The sequence below is a fragment of the Bacillus sp. AFS037270 genome (assembly GCF_002585305.1).
On the sequence record NZ_NUNF01000003.1, the window covers coordinates 26,000 to 51,899 of the forward strand.

Annotated in this window: 25 protein-coding genes; 9 read left to right on the forward strand and 16 right to left on the reverse strand. The window is 37.4% G+C overall.

The annotated features are described in order from the left end of the window. Window positions 1–67: 67 nt before the first annotated feature. A complete protein-coding gene (locus COD92_RS01435; protein WP_098530478.1) occupies window positions 68–580 on the reverse strand; it encodes a hypothetical protein in 513 nt (170 codons plus the stop codon). Window positions 581–596: 16 nt separating this feature from the next. Next, complete coding sequence (locus COD92_RS01440; protein WP_480254373.1) at window positions 597–2,279, reverse strand: formate--tetrahydrofolate ligase; 1,683 nt, start codon at window positions 2,277–2,279, stop codon at window positions 597–599. A gap of 226 nt (window positions 2,280–2,505) precedes the next feature. Between COD92_RS01440 and metA the strand changes: the two genes are divergently transcribed. After that, window positions 2,506–3,417: a homoserine O-acetyltransferase MetA gene (metA, locus tag COD92_RS01445; protein WP_098530476.1), complete on the forward strand. Its 912-nt coding sequence runs from the start codon at window positions 2,506–2,508 to the stop codon at window positions 3,415–3,417. Window positions 3,418–3,503: 86 nt separating this feature from the next. Beyond that, on the forward strand, window positions 3,504–3,716 hold the full coding sequence (locus COD92_RS01450) for a DUF3892 domain-containing protein (protein WP_098530475.1): 213 nt from the start codon (window positions 3,504–3,506) through the stop codon (window positions 3,714–3,716). A 62-nt stretch (window positions 3,717–3,778) separates the two neighbouring features. Here COD92_RS01450 and mntR read toward each other — a convergent pair whose 3' ends face one another. From mntR to COD92_RS01465, 3 genes are all read right to left on the reverse strand, one after another. Then, window positions 3,779–4,201, reverse strand: a complete 423-nt coding sequence (mntR, locus tag COD92_RS01455; RefSeq protein WP_098530474.1) for a transcriptional regulator MntR — start codon at window positions 4,199–4,201, stop codon at window positions 3,779–3,781. 68 nt (window positions 4,202–4,269) lie between these two features. Further along, entirely contained in the window at window positions 4,270–6,438 is a 2,169-nt protein-coding gene (locus COD92_RS01460; protein ID WP_098995867.1) for a DNA topoisomerase III, read from the reverse strand. Between the two features lie 256 nt (window positions 6,439–6,694). Continuing rightward, the gene (locus tag COD92_RS01465) at window positions 6,695–6,979 is read right to left on the reverse strand and encodes a hypothetical protein (protein ID WP_098530472.1); all 285 of its coding nucleotides are present in this window, start codon (window positions 6,977–6,979) and stop codon (window positions 6,695–6,697) included. Window positions 6,980–7,232: 253 nt separating this feature from the next. Here COD92_RS01465 and cspD point away from each other — a divergent pair, with 253 nt between their 5' ends. Continuing rightward, window positions 7,233–7,433, forward strand: a complete 201-nt coding sequence (gene cspD, locus COD92_RS01470) for a cold-shock protein CspD (RefSeq protein ID WP_071459908.1) — start codon at window positions 7,233–7,235, stop codon at window positions 7,431–7,433. Between the two features lie 57 nt (window positions 7,434–7,490). Here the strand turns inward: cspD and COD92_RS01475 are convergent, their stop codons facing one another. Further along, on the reverse strand, window positions 7,491–7,676 hold the full coding sequence (locus COD92_RS01475; RefSeq protein WP_098530471.1) for a zinc-finger domain-containing protein: 186 nt from the start codon (window positions 7,674–7,676) through the stop codon (window positions 7,491–7,493). 19 nt (window positions 7,677–7,695) lie between these two features. Further along, complete coding sequence (locus tag COD92_RS01480) at window positions 7,696–8,352, reverse strand: reverse transcriptase-like protein (RefSeq protein WP_098995868.1); 657 nt, start codon at window positions 8,350–8,352, stop codon at window positions 7,696–7,698. Between the two features lie 189 nt (window positions 8,353–8,541). Here COD92_RS01480 and COD92_RS01485 point away from each other — a divergent pair, with 189 nt between their 5' ends. Then, a complete protein-coding gene (locus tag COD92_RS01485) occupies window positions 8,542–8,952 on the forward strand; it encodes a reverse transcriptase-like protein (RefSeq protein WP_098530469.1) in 411 nt (136 codons plus the stop codon). 5 nt (window positions 8,953–8,957) lie between these two features. Beyond that, window positions 8,958–9,878: a DMT family transporter gene (locus tag COD92_RS01490; protein WP_098530468.1), complete on the forward strand. Its 921-nt coding sequence runs from the start codon at window positions 8,958–8,960 to the stop codon at window positions 9,876–9,878. A gap of 35 nt (window positions 9,879–9,913) precedes the next feature. On the opposite strand, the gene COD92_RS01495 is transcribed toward COD92_RS01490, so the two are convergent. Both COD92_RS01495 and COD92_RS01500 read right to left on the reverse strand, forming a co-directional pair. Continuing rightward, on the reverse strand, window positions 9,914–10,183 hold the full coding sequence (locus COD92_RS01495; RefSeq protein WP_098530467.1) for a DUF6123 family protein: 270 nt from the start codon (window positions 10,181–10,183) through the stop codon (window positions 9,914–9,916). A gap of 35 nt (window positions 10,184–10,218) precedes the next feature. After that, on the reverse strand, window positions 10,219–10,710 hold the full coding sequence (locus tag COD92_RS01500; RefSeq protein ID WP_098530466.1) for a divergent PAP2 family protein: 492 nt from the start codon (window positions 10,708–10,710) through the stop codon (window positions 10,219–10,221). Between the two features lie 85 nt (window positions 10,711–10,795). On the opposite strand from COD92_RS01500, the gene sspL reads away from it, so the two are divergent. Continuing rightward, window positions 10,796–10,936: a small, acid-soluble spore protein L gene (gene sspL / locus COD92_RS01505; protein WP_098530465.1), complete on the forward strand. Its 141-nt coding sequence runs from the start codon at window positions 10,796–10,798 to the stop codon at window positions 10,934–10,936. A 61-nt stretch (window positions 10,937–10,997) separates the two neighbouring features. On the opposite strand, the gene COD92_RS01510 is transcribed toward sspL, so the two are convergent. The 5 genes from COD92_RS01510 to COD92_RS01530 form a co-directional block, all read right to left on the reverse strand. Continuing rightward, window positions 10,998–11,891 (reverse strand): 5'-3' exonuclease, encoded by an 894-nt coding sequence (locus tag COD92_RS01510; protein ID WP_098530464.1) that lies wholly within the window; start codon window positions 11,889–11,891, stop codon window positions 10,998–11,000. Between the two features lie 62 nt (window positions 11,892–11,953). Continuing rightward, window positions 11,954–12,784 (reverse strand): sulfurtransferase, encoded by an 831-nt coding sequence (locus tag COD92_RS01515; RefSeq protein WP_098530463.1) that lies wholly within the window; start codon window positions 12,782–12,784, stop codon window positions 11,954–11,956. A gap of 16 nt (window positions 12,785–12,800) precedes the next feature. Further along, entirely contained in the window at window positions 12,801–16,448 is a 3,648-nt protein-coding gene (locus COD92_RS01520) for a dynamin family protein (RefSeq protein ID WP_098530462.1), read from the reverse strand. 325 nt (window positions 16,449–16,773) lie between these two features. After that, window positions 16,774–17,343, reverse strand: a complete 570-nt coding sequence (locus tag COD92_RS01525; protein WP_098530461.1) for an isoprenylcysteine carboxyl methyltransferase family protein — start codon at window positions 17,341–17,343, stop codon at window positions 16,774–16,776. Next, the gene (locus tag COD92_RS01530) at window positions 17,344–18,432 is read right to left on the reverse strand and encodes a type III polyketide synthase (protein WP_098530460.1); all 1,089 of its coding nucleotides are present in this window, start codon (window positions 18,430–18,432) and stop codon (window positions 17,344–17,346) included. It lies immediately after the preceding gene. 675 nt (window positions 18,433–19,107) lie between these two features. Here COD92_RS01530 and COD92_RS01535 point away from each other — a divergent pair. Genes COD92_RS01535 through COD92_RS01545 form a run of 3 tightly spaced genes read left to right on the forward strand, consistent with a single transcriptional unit; the run spans window position 19,108 to window position 21,420 of the window. Beyond that, window positions 19,108–19,257, forward strand: a complete 150-nt coding sequence (locus COD92_RS01535) for a cytochrome c oxidase subunit 2A (protein ID WP_098530459.1) — start codon at window positions 19,108–19,110, stop codon at window positions 19,255–19,257. A gap of 22 nt (window positions 19,258–19,279) precedes the next feature. Further along, window positions 19,280–19,756: a cytochrome c oxidase subunit II gene (locus tag COD92_RS01540; protein WP_098530458.1), complete on the forward strand. Its 477-nt coding sequence runs from the start codon at window positions 19,280–19,282 to the stop codon at window positions 19,754–19,756. After that, on the forward strand, window positions 19,756–21,420 hold the full coding sequence (locus COD92_RS01545; protein ID WP_098530457.1) for a b(o/a)3-type cytochrome-c oxidase subunit 1: 1,665 nt from the start codon (window positions 19,756–19,758) through the stop codon (window positions 21,418–21,420). The genes COD92_RS01540 and COD92_RS01545 overlap by 1 nt, the downstream gene beginning before the upstream one ends. Window positions 21,421–21,474: 54 nt before the next feature. Here the strand turns inward: COD92_RS01545 and COD92_RS01550 are convergent, their stop codons facing one another. Beyond that, window positions 21,475–22,980, reverse strand: a complete 1,506-nt coding sequence (locus COD92_RS01550) for a carboxypeptidase M32 (protein ID WP_098530456.1) — start codon at window positions 22,978–22,980, stop codon at window positions 21,475–21,477. Between the two features lie 499 nt (window positions 22,981–23,479). Next, complete coding sequence (locus COD92_RS01555; protein WP_098530455.1) at window positions 23,480–25,843, reverse strand: nitric-oxide reductase large subunit; 2,364 nt, start codon at window positions 25,841–25,843, stop codon at window positions 23,480–23,482. Window positions 25,844–25,900 lie beyond the last annotated feature (57 nt).

A 25,900-nucleotide genomic window follows, 5' to 3' on the forward strand; every position in this document is an offset into this window, starting at 1 on the left:
AAATTTGAATATTGTAAATATTTTAAAAATAAATATAACCAGCTAACCGAATAGCTGGTTATTATAATTATCTAATGTTCAGCCGCTCTAGTGTCGTTACTACAAAATCAGTCATATTGACCAAATCATCCATCTGGTCCTCGGTAACCAAGCGGCCAAATTCCACTGCAAGAATGATTGAAATTTTTTGGTCTGTATCTAACGGGTGAACATGACTGGTCAATGAAAAATCTCGAGAATCTCCCCATATATTTAGAAGGATATCTTTTAATTCATAAAAATTCGGCTCTTTTTCCTGTTCAAGGAAAAATTCCAGTCTTACATAACATCCAGCCTGGTGTTCCGTCTGCATAGACGGTAAGAGCTCAGCTGCCAAATTTAACAATGTAGACTTCAATTCTACTTTTGCAGTACCATTACCATCCGGCAACTGAAAGGATACGTCAAAAGAGCGGGACATTTTTGCTAAGTTAATTAAATCATTTCGATCAGTAATGATAATGTCACCCTTTATATCTAAATCATAAAGGGCCCCTTCAATCACTACTTTCATATTATCAAAGGCTGTTGGGTCAAACATTGTTTACTCGACTCCTTTAGAAAAGTCCTAGCGCATTCCCTTGATCGTCCACATCCATATTAAGAGCGGCTGGATTTTTAGGGAGTCCCGGCATCGTCATGACCTCTCCTGTTAAGGCCACAATAAAGCCTGCTCCGATTGAAGGTTTAAATTCCCTAATTGTTACGATGAAATCGGTCGGCCTGCCAAGCTTAGAAGGATCATCCGATAGTGAATACTGTGATTTTGCCATGCAAACAGGTAAATGAGACCAGCCGAACCTTTCAAAATCAGCTAATTGTTTTTTTGCTTTCGGTAAAAACTCTACGTCCTTCCCGCCGTATACAGCTTGGACAATTGTCCGAATTTTTTGTTCAATCGAGTCAGAAAGTTCATATAAGGGATGAAAATGATTTTCCTCTTTATCCATCACTGACAAGAGTGTTTGCGCAAGCTCCATACCCCCTTCCCCTCCTTTTTCCCAAACTTCCGTTAATGCCGCAGGTACATTTTCCCTTTCACACCAGTCAAGCAATGTTTGCACTTCTAAACTTGTATCGGTAATAAATTTATTGATCGCAACGACCACCGGAAGGCCAAAACTTTTTATTGTTTCAATATGTTTTTGCAAATTACTAAAACCAAGTATAAGTGCTGAGATATTCTCACTTGCCAAATCCTTTTTTTCGACACCACCATGCATTTTTAAGGCACGGATGGTAGCAACTACAACTACAGCTTCTGGTTTAATTCTTGCACTGCGTGCTTTGATATGTAAAAACTTCTCTGCACCTAAATCAGCCCCAAAGCCACCCTCAGTGATGACATAATCTGCTAACTTTTGAGCTGCCTTTGTGGCAATGACACTGTTGCAGCCATGCGCGATATTTGCAAACGGACCTCCGTGTATTAGCGCTGGTGTGTGTTCAATGGTTTGAACAAGATTTGGTTTAACCGCGTCCTTTAACAATAGCGCTAATGCACCCTCTACACCAAGATCTCCAACTGTCACTGGTTGTTTATTTACATTATAAGCAACAACCATCCGTGATAATCGTAATTTTAAATCCTTTAAGTCAGTTGCTAAACAAAGAACAGCCATAATTTCAGAGGCAACGGTAATGTCGAAACCATCCTCACGGGGGACACCTTGAAGTGGACCTCCAAGTCCGATAATCACTTTTCGTAATGCACGATCATTTAAGTCTAATGCCCGTCTCCAAACAATTCTTCGCTGATCTATGTTTAACTCATTGCCTTGCTGTAGATGGTTATCAATTAACGCAGCAAGAGCATTATTTGCAGTCGTAATAGCATGAATGTCTCCGGTAAAATGGAGGTTAATGTCCTCCATTGGAAGAACTTGAGAATAGCCGCCGCCAGTTGCACCGCCTTTTATGCCCATAGTTGGCCCAAGCGAGGGCTCACGCATTGCAATCATTACCTTTTTCCCAATTCTATTAAATGCATCAGCAAGGCCGACTGTAACAGTAGATTTCCCTTCACCCGCCGGAGTTGGATTAATCGAGGTAACAAGGATAATTTTTCCATCATTATTTGTCTTTATTTTGTTTAGTGCTTCATTGGAAATTTTCGCTTTATATTTTCCATAAAGCTCCAAATCGTTTTCTAGTAAACCAATATTTTCCGCAATTTCAACAATTGGCTTCATTTTGGATGCTTGTGCAATTTCAATGTCTGACTTCACTGATGTTTTCATCTTCACGTTAATCCCCCACATTCAGCATTAATTCCATAGCACTACCATTGTAGCAAATAAGGTTTTTTTATTCCGATTATTATTATATCTAAATTAGTATCTTTCCTGAAATTATAATAATGTTTATAATGTAATTATCGAATTTTTTTAATATTCAAAGACTCCATCCGCAGGTCATTAAAAAAATACCTTTATATTTTATGGATTTAAGAAAGGGGACGTTCACTTGCCTATTAACATACCTAAGCAATTACCTGCAAGGGAGATACTTGAACAGGAAAATATTTTCATAATGGATGATGAGAGGGCAATCACTCAGGATATTAGGCCTTTAAATATCTTAATATTAAATTTAATGCCTGAAAAAGAAAAAGCGGAAACACAGTTATTGCGCTTATTAGGAAACTCACCATTACAGGTAAATGTGAATTTTTTAAAAACCGATTCGTATGAGTCAACCCATACAAGTAAGCAGCATTTAGAACAGTTCTATACAAAATTTCCGGAAATTAAAAATTTAAAATTTGACGGAATGATTATCACTGGTGCACCGGTTGAATTATTAGAATTTGATCAAGTGAAATATTGGTCTGAATTAAAAGAGATCATGGATTGGGCCGATCAAAATGTCACCTCGACCTTACATATTTGCTGGGGTGCACAGGCGGGCCTATACTATCACTATGGTATCGGTAAATTTGAGTTGAAACGTAAATGCTCCGGAATTTACGCCCATCAAATCTTTGAGCAAAATGATATCTTATTGCGAGGGTTTGACGATCATTTTTATGCTCCGCATTCACGTTACACAGATATAGCAATTGAATCCATTATGAAAAATCCAGAATTAAAATTATTAGCTGCCTCAGAGGAAGCCGGGGCATTATTGATTGCCTCGAGGGATCGAAAACATGTCATGATCACAGGTCATCTGGAATATGACTCCGATTCCTTGGCACAAGAATATGAGAGAGACTTAAAAAAAGGTCTAGAGATTCATATGCCTGAAAATTACTTTCCAAACAATGACCCAACACAACCACCAATTAATCGGTGGCGCTCACATGGTCATTTATTCTTCTCTAATTGGTTAAATTACTATGTTTACCAAGAAACACCTTTCAATTGGGGGCAATAAGCATCGGTTACCGATGCTTTTTTCAATTGCAGCTTTGTTTATTATTCGCTATTTATAGCTATAATACATAGGAAAGGAGTGTCCCTATGGAAACAATTACTGCAATCCAGCGAAATTACAATGGAGAGATTATCAATTTTGTTACTTCCGAAGGGCGGGTCATATCTTACCGCAAGGCATTATTGGATGTTGAACAAGGCTTAATTCAAGGGCTTCAAACAGTGCAGGATACAAATGGAGCATTATCTCTTATGCCGGAACTCGAACAATCCTTTGACGATTATCCAAATTTATTTTAAAAGCACCTAGCTTGATTGCTAGGTGCTTTCTGTATACTTATTTTAGATTGAGAATATTTACTCTATTCATGCTCATTTTGTTTTTGAACTTCTTTTAACGCGTCAATCCTATTCTGGTCTTCCTCAAAGAACTGAACAAGATCTCCAATCCGATCAATAGAGTCCCAGCTTAAATGATGCTCGATTCCTTCAACATCATGATAGATGTTTTCATCCTTTACCCCAATAATTTTGAGAAATTGTTCAAGTAGTTCATGTCTAAAAACTAGGCGTTTACCAATCTTATTACCCTTGGGTGTTAAGCTAAGTCCTCTATATTTTTCATAAACTAAATATTCATCTTTATCAAGCTTTTGCACCATTTTTGTTACTGAGGAGGGATGGACAGATAACGCTTCGGCAATATCCGATACCCGGGCGTAACCTTTTTCTTCAATTAAAATATATATTTGTTCGATATAATCTTCCATACTAGGTGTTGGCATCCCTTAACCTCCAAAAAATTACTCTTCTAAAAGTTTACTATATTAAAAAATGAGTGACAAGTGAGGAATTATTTTACGGCAGTCTCCTCGAATAAAAATTTTATTCTATTTTCCTGTCCATCAAGGAATAGTCTGGCATTAAAGGTTTTGTCCTTATTCGTAAATCCTTCGATTAGTTCTGTCTTTTCACCTGACAGGAGAAGTTTTACATTTTTTTGAGTAATATTTTTTCCAAGGATTTTCTTTGAAATTGTAAAGTTACACTGATTTTTTTTATAATTACTGCATCCGTAGAAGGTGCCTTTATCAATAATATCACCATCACATTTTTTACAAGACCCTAGTTTAGTTGAAGTTCTTCTCTTTCCTTTTTGTTTTCCAGGAGTGAAGTTTTGAGTAATATCTTCAGAAAAGACCCACGCTGCAGATTGTTCCAAACTGGAAGAAATTAGATGGAGAACCATCTTTTTCGTTTGCTCCATAAAATGCTTTGGCACAGCAGCACCTTCCGATATTTCCTTTAGTTTTTGCTCCCATTTTGCTGTCATTTCCGGTGAAGCCAGAATTTCTTGACCTATCGCTTCGATCAATATTTTAGCTTTGGCAGTTGCATAAACTAAGTTTTTTTTCACTTCAATGTATAAACGGTCCTTAAGCATAGTAATAATCCCAGCTCGAGTAGCTTCCGTTCCTAATCCTTCCGTTTTAGTAAGGATTTTCTCGAGCTCTTTATCATCTATATGTTTTCCTGCCGTTTTCATTAATGTAATCAGCTGGCCTTCAGTATACCGCTTTGGCGGTTGTGTCTGGCTTTCTTTCACATCTACTTTCACCGTTTTACCCTGTTCTCCTTTTGTTAAGGCAGGCAGTTCAGGAACATCCTCACGTTCCTTATGATTTATAACTTTTCTCCATCCTTCTTCTAGTTGCACCTTTCCTTTTGAAATGAAAGATGCTCTGCCATCTACTAACGTAGTAACGGTTGTATATTCTGCAACAGACTTATTATAATGGGCAGCAATTAAGCTAGTCACAATTAAATCATAAATCTTCCGCTCATCAGAACCAAGCCTATCTAAATTCGGGATTTGCTCAGTTGGAATAATGGCATAGTGATCGGTTACCTTTTTTTCATTCACGTATCGTTTGTTATCTGCAATAGAAGCAATCGGAAGTGGGAAATAACTTTCGTAGTCTTTTAGATGACTTAATCGATTTAAAATATCAGGAAAGGTATTAGCCTCTTCTTTTGTAACATACCTCGAATCGGAGCGGGGATATGAAACATACCCTTTTTGATAGAGTTTTTGCAGTATATCTAACGTGTTTTTTGGAGAGGATTTAAAACGTTTATTGGCTTCCGCCTGTAAAGCTGAAAGATTATATAACAGGGGTGGTAAAAATTCTTTTCTTTCCGAAAGTACCTCTGCAACTTCAGCCGGCTTGTCTCGACAAAAGGCGGCAACTTTTTCAGCCAACTCTTTGGTCTTCACACGGGTTTCCCCTTCATTCTGCCACTTACCACTGTATTTTTTGCCATTTATCGCAAAGCGTGCAGTTACCTCCCAAAATGGTTCAGACTTAAAATTCTCAATCTCTAGTTCTCGTTTTACAATAAGGGCTAAAGTTGGAGTTTGGACCCTGCCAACTGAGAATACATCTGAGAATCCCTTTTTCTGAAGCAGCAAGCTATAAAGCCTTGAGCCATTCATACCGACAATCCAGTCCGCACACGCACGAGTATAGGCCTCAAAGTATAAGCTTTTTGTATCCTGTTCATCCAATAATTTGTTAAACCCTTCTCGGATTGCATTTGGCGTTAAGGATGAAATCCAAAGTCGTTTCATTGGTTTTTTGCAGTTAGTTAAGCGGAGGATATTACGAATGATCAATTCACCTTCACGCCCGGCATCACCTGCATGAATAATTTCCGTTACATTCGGGTCAGATACTAGTTTTTTTATAACGGCAAATTGCTTTGCCTTATCTTTTGTTACTTCGTATTGAAAGTGTTCGGGTATGATGGGCAAAGTGTCTAATGACCATTTTTTCCAACCGGATTCATACTTTTCAGGGGCAACCAACTGGCATAAATGTCCAATTGCCCAAGTTACATATGCTCCTCTCATAAATGTTTCATTAGGAAATATTTCAATAAAACCGTTTTGTTTTTTATGTTTAAAAATTGAAGCTAATGTTGAACCTTGATCGGGTTTTTCAGCAATAATTAATTTCATCTTAATTTGCTCCTTCTTAAAGCATCCCTGATTCATTTTCCCACTTCAAATCTATTTCGTAAAGGTAAAAAATAAGGCAGAATTTGGGCAAACCAAATGAAGTTAATTATCTTAATGGTTTAATATAATAGTCAGAAAAATAAGAAAAGCGCAAGCGCCTTGGTCAGCCCCGACAAGCNNCAAAAACTTTTATACTTTCTCATAAAAAATAACCTGCTCAACAATTGGCAGGTCTTAAAAACTATGTTTTATCCATCTAGTTATTCGGCTTAAACGAGTTCTTATCTTGAACATACCAATTCTCTTCAGGAACAATATTAGAGACAGTTAAAATGAAAGAGGGAATTCGCTCTACATCAAAGACAATGGCTCCAATTTTCTTAGTAAACATGATAAAGCCATTCCCATGAGAAAAATCAGCTAAATCATTTCCTATTTGCAGCAATGACATGAGTATAGCCTGCTTTTCATCTGCTTCAATTAAGACTTTTGGTGAGAATCTTAAAATCCATTCTTCTCCTTCAATTGAAAATCGGTACATGGGCTCCCTCACCTCAAATTGAAATGTTATTAATAAACATATGAGGAAGAGCCTATATTATATTCATCAAATAATTTATTCACTTATATTAATAAATTATTCAAAACAATGCTTTTTTTAGGAAAAAACCACCTGCGATTCCTTGACTGTCCATTTTCATTATTGTATATTTAAAGCATCATGTAAGCGATACATGATAATATTTAACTTGGTACCGAATAGGTGCCACGATAGGCTTAGGAGGAAGAAGTACATGCAAAACGGTAAAGTAAAATGGTTTAACAACGAAAAAGGTTTTGGTTTTATCGAAGTTGAAGGCGGAGACGATGTATTCGTACATTTCAGTGCGATTCAAGGCGACGGTTTCAAATCATTAGAAGAAGGTCAAGAAGTTTCTTTCGAAATCGTTGAAGGAAACCGTGGACCACAAGCTGCTAACGTAGTAAAACTATAATCATTTCAAATAATAACCATTCAAGGCTGACGAAATTTGTCAGCCTTTTTAATATTCTTACTTTAATTTTTTCCCATAATCCCGAAGCTGTTCGCCCACTGTACATTGAGAAATACAAAAACGATGTGCGGCTCTCCGCCCGTCTGCCTTTTTTAAATACTTATTCAAAAAGCAGCCATTACAATATTGGTTCATTAAGCCTTCTACCTGGCTCAATAATTCCTTTCTGACTGAAGGCTTCATGATAATTGACACCCTCTCCTCATAGTATTAATGTTTTAGCGAATATCTCTTTCCCCTCTAATGCCTGGGTGGCCAATTTATCGGCTTCCTTATTATCTTTACGAGGTATTACCGTGAATTTTGGGTGGATACCTAAAGTCTTTATTTTTCCTTCAATTCTGTCAAGCCAGCGGTTGAGGGTTTCTTCGTAACACGGCCATTCTCCTTCAAGCTGCTTTAATATCCCTTGTGAATCACCTTTAAATTCGCAAGATAAATGATGTACTCCTAAGTCTTCTAAGATGTTTAATGCAAAATAAAATGCAGCATATTCTGCTTCATTATTTGATTCCATTTCATCAAAACGTTGATTTGCTCGGATTCGATATTTCTTCTTTCCTTGTTTAAAAAAGATAACAGCTCCAAGTCCTGCTTGGTTACTTTCCTTTTGAAAACCGCCGTCAAAAAAGACCGTAATTTCATGGGGGTCCTCCTCAATTTCCGTTAACAGCTTTTTCATTTCCTTCAATATCCAAGATGTGCCTGCTTCATCATAAAAGTATAACTCGGTTACTTTTCCGCTAGCCTCAATCTCCTCAGCAAATTGAACAGCTAATTCACCCGTTAACCAATCTGAAGAACATTGAACCTTTTCATTACTTTTTACATTATATATCCACTCAAGCTTATATTTCATTATTTTCAGCCTTTCATGATGGTTTTCATCGTCTTACCAATTAGCTTATTCAGTTAGAATAAAAATATCGATACTTTTATTCTGCCCACTTGTCCCATAGAAAAAATAATTCCCTGCATGTCTTTGTGAAAATATGTTAAACTCTTCTATATTAAGTTGTAACTATTATCACCCGAGGAGGAATCAGCATTGATTGAAGTCTATATTGATGGGGCAAGTGCTGGTAATCCTGGACCAAGCGGAGCCGGGATATTCATTAAAGGAAACGGTACTTTAGAAAAGTATTCGATACCGCTTGGAAGCATGTCAAACCATGAAGCAGAATTTCATGCTTTTATTGAAGCTCTTGACATCTGTTATAAAAAAGGATTAGTCCATTCCATTATCTCATTTCGAACAGACTCTGAATTAGTAAACATGGCTGTGGAAAGAGAGTTTACTAAAAATAAATCGTATGCACCCTTACTTGAAAAGGCATTAAAACTCACAAAAAAATTTGATTTATTCTTCATTAAGTGGATCCCAAGTGCCGAGAACAAAGTTGCGGATGAACTGGCTAGATTGGCGATTCAAAAAAATATAAGAGAGGAGAAACACTAGACACCATGAAACGACCATTAATTGCCGATTTAAGTCTGCTATTTGTTACATTAATTTGGGGTACAACTTTTGTTCTAGTCCAAAATGCGATTGATTTTCTCCCGCCATTTGCTTTTAATGGCATCCGTTTTTCTCTGGCAGCTCTTGTTTTATTTTTCTGCTTGCTCTTTTTTGATTTTAAGCAGTTAAAACAGATGAACTTGAAATTACTAGCATCAGGAGTATTTATCGGTTTTTGGCTTTTCCTTGGTTATGTAACCCAAACAATTGGTCTCTTGTATACCACTACATCAAAGGCAGGGTTTATCACAGGACTCAGCGTTGTACTGGTTCCACTATTCTCCATGTTGTTACTTAAACAATACCCGAGTAAAAATGCGGTCTTTGGTGTTATAACTGCGACACTTGGTTTATTTTTTTTGACGTTGACTGATGTTTCAGGCTTTAATATTGGTGATGGGTTTGTTTTTATTTGTGCGATTAGTTTTGGTATGCATATTATTATAACCGGTAAGGTCAGCAATAATTACCCTACTTTGCTATTAACGGTTATTCAAATATCAACCGTCGGCCTGTTATCCTCTTTCTCTTCTTTCTTTTTTGAGGATTGGAGGAAGTCAGTAAGACTGGATATTTTAGTGTCAAAAGATGTTATGGCTGCATTGGTCATTACAAGCGTTTTTGCTACAGCAATTGCTTTTTTTATCCAAACTAATTTTCAAAAATATACTTCAGCAACAAGGGTTGCGTTAATTTTCGCCATGGAGCCAGTTTTTGCCGCTATAACAGGTTATTTTTGGGCCCATGAACGTTTATCGATAAGTGCTCTTTTTGGATGTATTCTAATCTTTCTGGGAATGATTATGGCCGAGCTTCCAGCAAGAAAGCTGGCCTTGTTTAGAAAAAGTAAAAGTCTAGAAAGTTAAAAGCTCCCTCTTCTTCAGGGAGCTTTCTAATTTAATTATATAGCCAGTAATTCTCTTTCCTTTAAATATTTTAACGCAGCTTTTCTTGAGTTGATATTATTTGCTGTTAACATTTCGAGCAAGGCCACATAGAAACTTCCGTCAAAACGTTTTTGTGCTTTTAAAGTCAATTCAATTGCGGTATTAATGATTTCATCGGAAGCATTTGTATAGTGTTTTCCGAAGAAAATAAAACCAATCGCATCCTCTTGAAATTGAAAGCCCTTCCCTTTCAAGTAGTGCAAATAATCTTCAACTGTTAACACGGTTCAGACCAATCCTCTCCCACACATATGAACAGTTAAAATCTTAACTTAAATTTTGACAATTTTCTATCCTTTTTTGTACAAAGATGACCGATGACACCGACTAATACTCCTAACACGGCCCCTCCCACTACTTCTTCTGGCTGGTGACCTAACATTTCTTTCAGCTTTTTTGGGGCCTCTTGTTTATATTCCAGACTTTCTTCTTTATGAATTTTCTCAATTAAATCATTCATTGAATTTACTTTTAGAGTAAGTTCTCCCGTCTGCCTCCGTACCCCTTGCGCATCATACATAACAATTAAGCCGTAGACAAGCGAAAGGGCAAAGTCAAAGGTTGTCAATCCCCTTTGCAGTGCAATATACGTAGTCAAAGTGGAAACACCAGCGGAATGGGAACTTGGCATTCCGCCTGTTCCAAAAAATAAGTCAGGCCGCCATTCTTTCTTTTTGAAATAATGGATGGGAATCTTAACACCTTGGGCAAGACCAATGCTAAAAAGGGCTAAATAAACACCTTTGTTCATCATATCACCTCTACCCATTATTGTTCAGAAAGTGGTGTTTTATTATTCCTAGTGGAAATACTAAAAAAGTGGGAGGTGAAGTATTTTGACTAAAAAAGGCAACGCTAGTCGAGGAGTGAAAGCTCCGAGCGTAAATCCGCAAGGATATGGGCAGGATGCAGAAATGACCGAGGATCCAAAAAGCAAGTTAGAAAATAGAGCAAAGAAAAGTAATACTAAAATATAACATTTGCACTGTTTACGGGTAATAAAGAAGGGTGTCCCAACGTGTGGAACACCCTTTATACTTAGGAAATAATCGCCTCATCAAGCGGAAGCAGCCGCTGAATACCTCGAAGTTCGACTTCCTTCAATTTATTTAATGCTCTTTCCCTTGGAATGGACAATCCAGCCTGGTCAAGTTGACATGTTACGGGAACATCGCATTTTATTTCGGCTAAGGTCCTAGACAAATGGAGCATATCTAAATCCTGCTCTATTTTTGATTTATGGGATTTTGATAAGCGGTCGAGATTAGAAATAATTCCCTCTACATGTTCGAACTCTTTTAAAAGCTTAAGAGCTGTTTTTTCACCAATCCCTTTAACCCCAGGGTAATTATCACTAGGATCACCCATGAGAGCCTTTAAATCAATCATCTGTCTTGGCATAATCCCCTTATCTTCAAAGAAGGTTTGCGGTGTATGAACTAGATAATTACCATATCCCTTTTTGAGTAATATAACCGAAATATCCTCATCTAAAAGCTGGAGAATATCCTGGTCACCCGTTAAAATCGATACATGTGCAGTACCCTTCATTTGCTGTGCAATTGTACCTATGCAATCATCGGCCTCATACCCTGCCATACCAATATTAGGAATATCAAAGGACTCAACAACCTCTTTGACTAAATCAAATTGTGGAATAAGCTCAATCGGCGCCTCGCCCCGATTACCCTTATAATCAGCAAATATTTCTGTTCGAAAGGTTTTGCTCCCCATATCCCAGCATACAGCAAGGTGTGTCGGCTTAAATGAGGATACAGCCGTAAATAAATGTTTAACGAAACCATGGATTCCATTAGTCGGAATTCCTTTTGAATTTATCATAAATTGGCCTGTTACAGCGGTAGCGTAAAAAGCACGGAATAGTAAGGCCATACCATCAACGAGCATTAGTGAAGGCTTTTGATTTTCCAATTTTTTAGTCCTCCTCTTGGTATACTAAAAAACAGCACGTCTACCATTATACCATAAGAAGACTAGGATGATGATTCAATTTTATTTTCTTCATACGAAATCCAGTCGCTAAAGCTTCCCACATACAGCTTCACGTTTTTAAATCCCGCTTGCTTTAGTGCGAGGAAATTGGGGACAGCCGTTACCCCAGAGCCGCAATACACGATAATCGGCTGGTTTAAGTCAAGATCAGAGAATCGCTTCATTTGTTCAGAATTTGGTAAATAACGGCCTCCTCGTAATCCTTCCATCCATGGTTTATTAAGTGCACCCGGAATATGCCCTGCTTTTTTATCTATCGGTTCTTCTAAACCAAGGTAACGTTTGGCTTCACGGGAATCAATTAAAACCTTGTCTTGTTTGGCAACCGCAGCTTTCACCTCTTCATATGTTGCAAGTAACTCAGACCGCAAACCCAGGCGAAAATCTTCCCTTTTAAAGGTTGGAATAGCTGCGGTTACAGGAAAATCTGCTTTCAGCCAGTTTTTGAAGCCACCATCCAATACATACACATTTTCGTGGCCGAGATATTTCAATAGCCACCAAAAACGAGCTGCAAAAGCGCCTTCCCCATCATCATAAGCAATGACTGTAATTTCATGATTGATACCTGCATTTTCAAGCTTATTGACTAAGACATCAACATCTGGCAAGGGATGGCGTCCACCATGATCACCGACAGTTCCTGATAAATCTTGTTCTAAATCAAAGTAGACCGCCCCAGGCAGGTGACTTTGCAGATAATTAATTTTTCCCTTTTGTGGTTCAGCTAAAGAAAAACGGCAATCTACAATTTTTACATTCACATCATTTAAATGTTTCAATAACCATTCACTGTCTTTTACATATTTCATACCTTTCGCCTCCCATTTATTCTGAAAGCTTATGCTCTATTCCCAGTAAAAGATCAACGGAAACTCCTCCGTCTAAGGCAGAAAGCAGACTTAAGTAAAACTCCTCAGTCTGTTCATCTATTTTATTTATTAGTTGACTGAAATTGTCCTTCAGTTCTGAATCATAATGTTGATTTAATCGGGCCGCTTCATCCTTTAGATAATCATCTGCAAGTGCATTCAGTATATGATACAACTCATCACTCATTAACTTTTTGTCATTTTTCTCAAAAAAGGACTTAGGATTTTTAAAATGGGATAGTGCTTTACTAAACTGCTGCTGATTTACGTTCTTAAAAGCTATCGGGAAATCAATTCTATTACTTTCCTTTTTTTCAAACATTGAAAAAGAAAGATCTTGGTTTATTTCAAATAAATTCCGAGTAAGTCGTTCTTGATAATCCCTAAACAAATTGTCAATAAACCGATCTAATCTTACAGTTGTAGCCCTAAGTTCTTGGGCAAAATCAAAGCCAAAACTCTCAAGAAATTCATCAAGTCCTGCATGCAAAGCCTTTTTCAAGTTACGGCCATCATCCCTTAAAGTAGATGGGTTAAAGGCCTCCTTAAAGAAATCACCAAACCGTAAGAAGACTCTTTGCTTAATATAAAAAATTAATTCTTCTGCTTCTTGGATCAATCGATTTTGTAAAGAAGCAACAGTTTCATTGTTAAGAATAATCCTAACCTTTGCTTGTTGCTTCTCAATTTCTGCTCGTTTTTGTGCTTTAATGGTCTGGTCTTGTTGAGAATTCTGAATAAGTGTCTTTACCAATTCATGGACCCTTGTTAATTCTTTTTCTGCCGAAGAAATCGCCATTTCTGTAAGGTCATTAGAAATAAAATGATAAAATGCCTGCTCAAATGGTTTCATACCAGAGATCACATTTAAATCGGGATTGTTTTTTTCCTTTAATGCCAAAAGACTAGATAAAGAATAAAGATGAGGATTTCTTACCCCATACTTAATTAAATGTTCCTCAACATAATCGACAACGGAATCCTTTTCCTCCTCATTTTCAGCCAGGTCAATCGCGTTAATGATAAAGAACATCTTATCCATTTGAAACGATTCCTTTACACGTCCAAGCTGTATTAAAAATTCGCGGTCCGCTTTAGAAAAAGCATGATTATAATAGGTCACAAAAAGAATCGCATCTGAATTTTTAATGTAATCAAAGGCTACACCAGTATGTCTGGCATTAATGGAATCTGCCCCAGGGGTATCGACAAGTGTAATGCCCTTTCGTGTCAGATCACAATCATAGTAAAGCTCAATCCATTCCACGTAACATGATTTTTCTTCCTGTGCGACAAACTCATGAAAGTCAGCTAAATCTGTTGTCTTAATCGTACCAAGTAATGGAACAAAGGAGTGATAGCCCTTTTTAAATGCATATAAAAAGGCTAAATGTGTCTTTTCTAATACCCCTTGACCTGACTCGAGATTAATTTGATCGATTATGTTTATAGCATCTGAAGTACTATCTGCATGGAGGTCAAAAACCTTTAAAGAGCGATTAATATCATCAAGTAGTGTATTTGACTCTTTAAACTTCACTAAAACGGTGCCATGCGGATATTCGGCAGTGACAGGCTTAATTTTGTTAATTGCCGCTGTGGTAGGGTTGGGAGAAACAGGCAGAACCTTCTCCCCCATTAAGGCATTGGCGAAAGAGGACTTACCAGCACTAAACGCGCCAAATAGTGCGACTGTAAACCCCTTATTAGCCAGCCTATCAGCCTTTTCGGTTAATTCTTTTGATATTTTATGAAAACCGGGCAGGTCCTTTATAAGGTTTGATGCTCGTTTAAGTTTTGCCGTTGTTAGCTGTAATAGATCTCCTGTTGGTTCTCTCTCAGATTTAATCTCTGTCTTAAGTGCTTTGGTTTCCCTTGTTTTTTCGGATTTTGCTTTCACCATATTGACTTCCCCAAGGGAGTTAACCACTTCGTACTCTTCTTCTTCATCACTAAAAAGCTGATATACATCCTCCTGTAAGGTTTTCGTATTTGCTAACAGTTCATTTAGTAAATTTTCTCGATGTAAATTTGCCTGTTCATGCTTTTTCAGCTCATCTAATGCGTTAACATACTTTTCAATCTTTTGGAATTCACTTTCATATTTTACCATTAGGATAGCACTATGTTCTTTTAAAGCTACCATTAATTTGTCTTTAAAATCTGTTAATTGGGTCCGAGCAACTCTCTTAATCTCATTTGCCACGTCTTCTGTATAATGAAGCACATAATCCCCGGTAACACGAGCACCCTGCTTAACTGTTTTCCTCAATAAATCCATTGATACTGGTATAGAAAAAGACTGTGCCATGCCTTGAAGTTCAGGTTTGTCAAGTTCTGTTACCTTTAAGGTAGACAGTAAAAATTCTCGTAAATGCCACTCAAGCTGAGTTCTAGTTTTCTCAAGCAAATCATTATAAAAACTGGTTAACCTTTTATTCCGCTCTTCTTCGGTTTTCTGTTTCGAAAATAAAAAACCAACTTTAAAATCCTTTTGACAACTTTCCAAATACTTTTCAGCTAATTCCCTTGTTTGAAATGGCATAAGGTAGGAATTTTTCATGATTTGGGCAATTTCTAAATCAAATTCCTTTTCTTTTTCTAAAGGTACATCTTTAACTTTATTAAGATCGGATACAAGTGTTTGAAAGTTTATTAATAAATCTTCTTTCTGCTTATCTGGCAGTTCATTCAGTACTTCGAGTGAAGAGGCAATTTCTTCTGCTTCCTGCTTTTTTACAAACCTTAAATGGTCAAAGGCAATTTTCTTTAATGAATGGAAAATAGATGGAACGATCAATTCGTCTTTCTCGGCCAGTTTATCAGCAATAAATTCTTGTAATTCTTGAAACTGGTTAAATTGATGTCTTTTATCTTTTAAAGAGGTATAAAAGATCCTTGCTGGTTTCACACCCCAAGAGGCAAATGAATCTACAACACTCTTTTGAAAATCTTGAAAAGTTAATTCCTCATCTTTATGTTTATCAATTTGATTGATAACGAGGTATACCTCTTTACCTGCCTCCGTTAACTCCTTTGTAAATAAGAAATTCAATTCAGCTTGGACATGATTGTAGTCCATGACATAAAAAATGACATCGGCTAGGTGGATAGCGGATTCTGTAGCGATCCGATGAGCATCATCAGCTGAATCAATCCCTGGTGTATCCAGTATCATTGTATTGGACGGTAAGCTAGTGTCGCTATGGCTGATTTCCACTTCCTCGATTTTGTCGCCGTCTTTACAATAATTTTTGACTAAATCATAATCATAGGGAGCTAAATACAGCCTTGGCTTTTCATTTTTAAAGTATACTTTTGCATAATCCTCACCAGATTTTACTTTTACCAAGTTTGCACTTGTTGGAATGGGGCTTGATGGAAGCAGATTTTCCCCAACCACCTGATTGATCATTGTCGATTTCCCAGCTGAAAAATGTCCGCAAAAAGCAATCGAATACTCTCGATTCTCTAACTTTCTTGCGAGCTGTTTTACCTTTTCGGCTTGGACTTGATCGTGCTGATTTCTTAAATATTCATATACCGAAACCATTTTGCTTTTAAGTGTAAGAAAAGTGTCTTCCCGTCTAGCTGTTTGCACCATTGATATTCCCCTTAGCATCATAGTAATATTTTTTATTTTATACGATAATTCAAATATTTCCTATAATGCACACTCATTTGGGGTGAAAATTTTTAATCAAAACAAAAGCCAAGGATTTCTCCCTGGCTTTTGAAATAATTTATTGAGTTACATTTTTCAAAACGTGCTTCATGACAAATGCATATATAATCACCGTTCCACCAACAAAAGCAAAAGTCATTCTTTACACCTTCCTTGTTAGAATCATCTGAGAATGATTTTCATTATTATCGTTATTTTAACATGGGTGATAATGATTTTCAATAACAATAGGTAATTGTCACAATTATTTAACAATCTTCGGGATAAAACGGTGACAGTCTCGAAAGGTGTCATCATACTCAGTTAATGTTTTAAGAGCTTTTTCCTCAATCGGGATTCGAATCATTAGGATCATGAAGTTTAAGACTGTAAAAAGAATGGCTGTAAAGTAGGAGCTAAACAGCATTGGAACAGCAAACAACTCCAGTGCGACCACCATGTAATTGGGATGTTTTAAAAAACGGTATGGTCCTTTCCTCACGATCTTTGCATTTGCTAAAACCAGTATTTTTGTGTTCCAAAATCTTCCTAGTGAAGTAATTACCCATATTCTCACAACCTGTGCAAGAGCAAATAAGCTTAAGAACACAGGCCATAAAGGTGAAATTCCACGCTTAAGTAGTAACGTTTCAGTCAATAGGGATATAAAAAACATCATATGTATTAGAACCATATACTTATAGTGCTTCTCTCCGAATTCAACTGCACCTTGCTGTTTCATCCATATCTCATTCCTTTTGGCAACAAAAAGTTCGACGATCCGTTGAACAACGATAAAAGTAATTAACAAAACAAATGGAGTCATGATTATCATTTATTGCCACCTCAAAAGAAGTAATTCTGAGCTGAATCCCGGGCCAAGGGCTGTTGCAAGTCCTAAGTCACCTACAGGTACATCACGCTCCATAAAACGCTTTAGGACATACAAAATAGTTGCTGAAGACATATTGCCATAATTCTTTAAAATATCTCGGGAGGTCTCATTCATTGAAGCAGGAATCTCTAATGATTTAACATAAGCGTCTAATACTTTTTTACCGCCAGGATGAGCAATAAAGTGGTTGATTTGCCCCAGCTCCAATTGCTGCTCGGTTAAAAAACCAATCACATTTGGTTTTAACCAAGCTTCAATAATGTGAGGAATATCTCGAGAGAAAATGACAAATAACCCTGTATTTCGTATGTCCCATCCCATCACATCTAAGGAATTAGGCATTAGTGTTGATTGTGTGGCTACAATGAATGGTACGGCAGCCTTTTTACTAAATTCGTCTTTTCTAACTTCATCACCTATCACCAACGCACAGGCGATACCATCAGCAAATAGTGATGTGCCTATTAAATTACTTTTTGAAAGGTCATTCTTTTGGAATGTCAAACTGCAGAGCTCAATTGATAGGACAAGTACCTTTGCCATAGGAAAGGCTGAACAGTATTCAAAAGCCCTCGATAATCCGGCAGCCCCCCCGGCACAGCCCAATCCCCAAATTGGAATTCTTTTTATATGCGCATTAAAAGGCAAAAGATTAATAATCCTCGCATCAATACTTGGAGTTGACAACCCTGTTGTCGAGATAAAGAAAATGGCGTCAATTTCTTCAAAAGAAATTTCCTCTTTAAGAAAGCTGTCATTATGTAAGCATTTAACTATTGCCTCTCGGCCGAGAGCAACAGCGGATTCAATGTAGGCATTGTTTTTTTCTTCAAAGGTATGACTCTCTTTAAACCATTCTAATCCTTGAACAAAGTGTCTTTTTTCAATTTGCCCGTTCTGAAAGGCTTTTAATAGCCGCTCAATATCCTTAAATGAGTCTGTAAAAAGCTCTCGAGCAAACGCAGATGCTTGATCTTGATTTACTTGGTAGGGTGGAATAACTTCAGAAACGGAAATAATGGCTGGCATTTATCTATCTCCTTCAGCATGGATAAGGCTATTTTTTCCATTGCAGATGAAATTATTCCCAGTAGTTAGAGTTAAAAAAAAAGCTTCCCACTGCCGGGAAGCAAACGTTTTGAAGGTTGTTGCTGTGCACTTAAATTATATCGCGGTTTTGGATTTCCTTCATTAGATAAACTTTTCCAATTATGTGGCCTTCAATCATTCTCTCCTCTTCTTATTTTTCTGACTGTTTTTGTACCTCTATCTTAATTTTGTTATTTGCCAATACGCCACACACCTTGCAATACTCTTTTTCATCATATAATAGGCGACAGTTCTCACAATAATATTTCTCCAACATCATCACTCATTTCCAATAAATATAAGAATCTATAATTAGCTTATTTTTTAAATTCAAGAGTGTTACCTCGTTCTATAAACAAGCACCCAAGTGTTTGTAAAATAATATCAATTACATATATCACATGAGTATTTAACGTGTTCACAGTTTATTCATATTTATAGATTGAGTTAGTGATTTTAATCACTGTTGTATCAAGTTTTTACCATTAACATTGTAGTTAGATAAGGAATGAACAATTTGTGAACTTCGCAAATTCTTATTTTTCTTTCGCAATTGTTTTGTATTATGAAAGAGAGAAATGATTCATTTAATTTTCTGAAGGGAGTGCTAGGGGGATGGCGAAAGCGGAACTGAAAACAAAACAAAAAACAGAAGTGGAAGATAGCTCTTCTCTTAAAGGGACATTAGCGTCCGTTTTCTTTTTGGGAGCGTTTATTATTGTTACTTGGGTAGGTGTCTATTATCTATTCGTCGAGCGTTTTTAACTGATGGAAGGGGGAAGATATTATGCACATGCATAAATTTGAAAAAATCTGGTTGACCTTTGGTATTGGCTGCCTTGTCATTTTTCTATCGGTGGTTGGTGTCAGCGCTTTCTACCTTGGCAACAAACCGGCAAGTTGTTTAACTACGATTAATTCTGAAAAAGTTGATCAGACTAAGCCTTTTGATAAACCTGGTTTACATAAGGTGGAGGGAAAAGAATGGGACTATGAATTAGTTTTTGTAGCATCCACTTTCTCATATAATCCTGCACAGGTAAAAGTACCGCTCGGAGCGAAGGTGAAGGTTATTGCCACAACAAAGGATGTTATCCACGGCTTTGAAATGGCTGGTACGAATATAAATATGATGCTGGAGCCAGGGTATGTCAGTGAGTATACGACTACATTTGACAAAACAGGCGAATATTTAGTTGTTTGTAATGAATACTGTGGTTCCGGACACCACTTAATGAGTGCAAAGATTGAGGTGGTTAAATAATGGCTAACGATAAAGCAAAAGTAAAAGTAGACCCGCGTGATGCAAAGCTTTCAATGGCACACTTTTTCGTTGCCTTTTCGGCACTTGCTCTTGGCGGATTAATGGGACTCCTGCAAACCCTTGTGAGATCCGGTAAATGGGAACTTCCTTGGGGAATTGATTATTATCAAATTTTGACGGTCCATGGTGTTTTAATGGGTCTTGTATTAACAACCTTTTTTATTATGGGATTCCAATATGCTGCTGTAAGCAGAACAACCGGTGGTCATTCAAATGCTGCCAGACGTACCGGCTGGGTTGGTTTTTGGGTGATGTTAGTTGGTACTCTAATGGCCGCAACAATGGTTTTACTAAAAGAAGCATCCGTTCTATATACTTTTTATGCACCTCTTAAAGCACACTGGATTTTTTACTTAGGTCTAACTTTTGTTGTAGTAGGAAGCTGGGTTGACGGTTCAGCGCAAATCATGACTTATGCTAGATGGCGCAAAAATAATCCAGGAAAACCAAGTCCATTATTAAGCTTTATGGCTGTCATTAATACAGTCCTTTGGATTGTTGCTACATTAGGTGTAGCTGCAACAGTTTTATTCCAGCTGCTGCCTTGGTCACTGGGATTAGTTGACACTGTCGATGTTTTAGTTAGCCGCACATTATTCTGGTACTTCGGTCACCCATTAGTTTATTTCTGGCTCCTTCCTGCGTATATGTGCTGGTATGCTATTATCCCAAAAGTAATTGGAGGAAAAATTTTCTCAGATTCGTTAGCACGACTTTCGTTTATTTTATTTTTACTATTCTCCATTCCGGTTGGGTTTCACCATCAATTAACAGAGCCAGGTATTGATCCAGCTTGGAAGTTTTTACAGGTTATCTTAACATTTATGGTTATTATTCCATCTTTAATGACTGCCTTCTCATTATTTGCGACTTTTGAAAGGTATGGCCGCTCCAAAGGGGCAACTGGTCTTTTTGGCTGGTTTAAGGTACTGCCCTGGAATGATGCCCGATTTACTGTTCCATTTATAGGCATGGCTTCATTTATACCAGCTGGTGCAGGCGGGATCATTAATGCCTCTAACCAAATGGACCAAGTTGTTCATAATACAATTTGGGTAACAGGTCACTTCCATTTAACGGCCGCAACATCTGTTGTATTAACTTTCTTTGGCATCTCTTATTGGCTGGTACCACATTTAACTGGACGTAAATTAACGAAGGCCATGAATAAATTGGGAATAATCCAGGCATGGGTTTGGTTTATCGGCATGGTATTCATGTCAGGTGCCATGCATATACAAGGTCTGCTAGGCGGACCAAGACGGTCTGCTTTCTCAACTTATGGTGGATCAAAGCAGGCTGCTGAGTGGATTCCTTACCAAATCGCTCAAGCAGTAGGCGGAACTATTTTATTCCTTGGGATTATCTTAGTCATCATTATCTTTGTTAATCTTGCTTTTTTTGCTCCTAAAGGAGAACAGGAATTTCCCGTGGCAGAAGCTGAAAATAGTGAGGAACAAGCCCCAATGGTATTTGAGAATTGGAAATTATGGCTTGGCATTACAGCAGCACTTATTCTATTTGCTTACACTATTCCATTTATTGATATTATCCAGAACGCTCCTCCTGGTTCAAAGGGATTCCAAACTTGGGGTAAATGGTAACAGATCATTGGATTTTAACAGGCTCCAATCTTTGAGATTGGAGCCTGTTTATGGTCAATTTAGTTTGTAAACATCTGTATATTTTTTATATAGATAATCTATTAGGTAGTTGGGATTTAACCCTTCACCAGTAACATCCTTTAAAATCTCAATCGGTTTTTTTAATTTTCCATATTGATGAATCTTTTCAGTCAACCATTCTTGAATAGGTAAAAGTTCTCCACTTTCCACCATGTGATTAAAATCGGCAAATTCCTCAAGCATTTTATGTTTAAATTGAGCTGCATATATATAGCCTAATGCATAGGACGGAAAATACCCAAAGCTGCCTCCGGCCCAGTGAACGTCCTGCAGGACTCCTTCTGCATTATTTTTCGGACGGATTCCAAGGTACTCTTCATATTTATCATTCCAGATTTCTGGTAAATCTTTTACCTCCAATTCATCATTGAATAACCCTTTTTCAATTTCATAGCGAATCATTACATGGAGCGGATAGGTTAATTCATCTGCCTCAATTCGAATGAAGGATGGTTTTGACTCATTAATAGCTCGATAGAAGTCCTCCAGTTCTACTCCATCAAACTGGCCATTTGCTGCATATTGCTTCAAAAGTTCAAAGTTGTTTTTCCAAAAAGAATAGCTTCTGCCTAATAAATTTTCATAGAAAAGGGATTGTGACTCATGGATGCCCATAGAGGTTCCAGTACAAAGTGGTGTACCAATCAAATCTTTTGAGATATTTTGTTCATATAATGCGTGCCCACCTTCGTGAATAGTACCAAAAATGGCGGTTCGGAAATCATTTTCATTATAATTTGTGGTAACACGGACATCACCCGGATTGAGTCCGGTCGCAAAAGGATGGACTGTTTCATCCAATCTCCCTGCATTAAAGTTATAACCCATTTTTTCTAGAATTTTTAAACTAACTTCACGTTGTAACTCCTTTGGAAACTTTTCAAATAGGAAATCGTTTTTTGGCTTATAGGGAGATTTCGAAACGGCTTTAACTAAGGGGACAATCTTGTCTTTAAGTTCAAGAAATACCTGATCTAATACACTTACTGTCATCCCAGGTTCATACATATCTAATAACACATCATACTTATTTTCTTGATATCCCCAATAGCTGACAAATCTTTTGGTCATATCTACTAGCTTTTCTAAGTAAGGACTAAACAAAGCAAAATTATCGGTTTCTTTAGCCTCTTCCCAAACACTTTCAGCCTTTGATTGGAGGATGACATATTCTTTGTACTCTTCTTCTGGTACCTTTTTATTTCGTTCATACTCCCGTTTGCATTCTTGCAGAATTTTACTTGTCTTTTCTGAGAGTGGCTGTTTTGAAAGGGTAGCTATGTATGCTGCCATTTCCTCGGAAGTAGACATTTTAAATACTTCAGAAGAAAGCAGGCCAATTACTTCCGACCGCTGCTCAACCCCATGTCTTGGAGCGCCGGTTCTCAAATCCCAATAAATTAGTCCAAGTGCTTCATTATAAGCGGAGATTTTTTTTACAAAGTCTAAAAATTCCTTTTCTATTTGCTTCATATTCATATTAAAACCTCCCTATTCATTAGTTAAATTTTAACATAATATTATGAATAGCTGTCGTTGAAGTGGATAAAAAAAACAACAGAATAACATATCTGTTGTTAAAAAGTAGAGATGTTTTTGGAAAATAATAGTACCGTTAAAGGGTATAAGCGAGGTTTTTAGACAAAAAACCCGTGTCCGTTGACCATTTAAGGTTTATAACATTTGCACCTCCTAAAGTTTGTTTACTTCATTTTTATTATAGATGAAAAAAGTAAAATACTATTGTGCTGTTTATCACACCTTTTATATAATTTTATTAATAATTTGTGAAAAAGGGGCTTAAAACATGATGGAGCTGGTGGGTTGTTGTTGCAGTTGCAGGAAAGAGATTTACTGTTTAGATGGTTTCTTAAATGGTGTCCATAGAGACAAAAAAGAAATCTATTGTTTTGAATGCTTTGAAAAACTCGAAAATGAAAAAGAAAATCCGCAAAGTTAGCTTTGCGGATTTTCTTTATTAATCTTCGTCCAGCGCTAAGTCCTTTACAGGAAGCTTTTCTCCCTCTTTGTGCGTTGGTTTTCGTAAATGGAATAGTGCTCTAATACAGAATAACAACAATATCACAACCCCAATAAGGAAAATGGTGTCAGGCACCGCACGCCAGGTTAATAGTGTCTGGACGAGATCCTTTTGCAGGAAGGATGCTGAGCGGGATGCTGCATATCCATGATGGAAAGTTTCTTTTATTTGAATGAACCCGACAGGAAGTAAGGATAAGAAGACCATACCTGCCAATCCGATATTAAGCAAAATGCAGCTAACTTTAATCCATTTGTCATTCCAGAATTCAGGTTTGACAATATTACGCAGTGAGTACAGGAGAACAGCAACGGCAAACATTCCGTAAACCCCCATCATGGAACCATGACCATGTGCTGGCGTTAAGAATTGTCCGTGTTCAAAATAACTTACTGCCGGCAGATTGATTAGGAATCCCAGAACACCTGCGCCTACTAAGTTCCAAATTGCGACTGAAATTAAGAACCAGAATGTTCCTTTATAAGGGAAATCAATCCCGCCTTCTCGCATCATTTTATATTGTTCGTACGCTTCAAGAATCAATAATGTCAATGGAATAACTTCTAAGGCCGAGAAAACAGCCCCAAGACCAAGCCAAACCTCTGCGGAACCATTATAATAATAGTGGTGGCCAATCCCAATAACACCGCTGCCTAATAAAAGAATCAATTGGAAATACAACTGTCTGACTGTTGATTTTTTTGTTACAAGGCCTAACTGAACCATTAAGAATCCGATGACTACAACTGCAAATACTTCAAAGATTCCCTCTACCCATAAGTGGATGATCCACCAGCGCCAATAATCAGCAAACGTAAAGCTAGTTCCAGGATTAATAAACAAAGCAAAGATGTAGAAAGCAGGAACCGCTATGGCGGAGTAGAATAATAAATGAATGAGTCCACCCTTATCTTGTTCACGTTTAAGGCCGGCGCGAATACCACGATAAACGATAAACAGCCAGATCAGCATTCCGACAATAAGAATTAGCTGCCATATCCGTCCGAGTTCGATATATTCCCATCCATTATGTCCAAGAAGGAACCAATTGTTGCCTAAATACCCATTGGCTCCAAGCCATTCTCCTGCCATACTGCCGACTACGAGAACAACGAGGGCCCAGAATAAGATATCAACTAAAAGACCTTGTTTCTTTGGCTCATAACCTCCCACCAAAGGTGCAACATAGATTCCCATTCCAAGCCAAGCGGTTGCAATCCAAAAAATGGCCAGCTGTAGATGATAGCCTTTGGTTATATTGAATGGAAGGATATCGTGTATCCACTTAATGCCAAAGAAACTATCCGGTTCAATGTAATAATGTGCAAGTAATGCACCAAACATACACTGCACAAAAAACAATGCAGAAACAATCACAAAATATTTTCCACTCTTTACTTGTGAGCTTGTCACAGGAATTTTCCTTAAATCGATTTTAGGGAAATGCCCTTCTTTATATGCTTCCTTCATCCCAAACTGATAACGGTAGAATACAAATAAAATAATTCCAACCATCATTACGAATAATGTGATGCTGGCTCCGCTCCACCAAACTGCAGAAAAGGACAGATGGTTTCCGGCATCTTCATAATATGGCCAGTTATTCGTATACGTAATGGTATCGCCTTTACGTACTGTACTAGATAACCATGCAGTCCAAAAGAAGAAATCAGATATTTGTGTAATTTGGTCGCCTTTAGCAACATAAGCACGGTTGTTTTCCGGCATATCGGTTTCTTTAATTAAATTAGCCTTAAGCCCCCAGCCGTCTCCTTTTGTAAACACTTCTTGATAATGTTCTCTTACTTTCTTAAGGCCAAAAGCTTGGGCATTCGTTAATTTCATTGTATCTTTGGCACTGTCGTAGCGATTTTTCCGCATCTCTTTAATCACATTCGTTTTGATAACCGTTTGTTGGTCTGCCGTTAGGGCTTTAAAATCTCTACCGTATTGTTCATTGGCTTTAAAATTCTGCATGCCCTCTGTATAAATTTTCAAGGCTTCAGCCGTATAATCTGGGCCCATATATGAACCATGTCCAAGCACTGTTCCGTAATCCATTAAACCATACTTTTGAAAAACGGCTTGCCCCCCCATTATCGACTCTTTTGTAAAAAGAACCTCACCCTTTTCATTTGTTACCTTTATTGGCCTTGGTGCCTGTTCCTTGAAAATCCAATAGCCTCCGGCAAGCAAGACAGTAAAGCTTAATAGAATAGTGACCATTAAAACTGATTTTAATAAACCATTCCGATTGGTCTTTACCACTTTATTCAATGTTGTCCCCCGCTGTATTTCCATTTCTATTCATCCTCTCTTGTTTCATCACATTTCGTATTTTAACGTTGAAAGCTAACT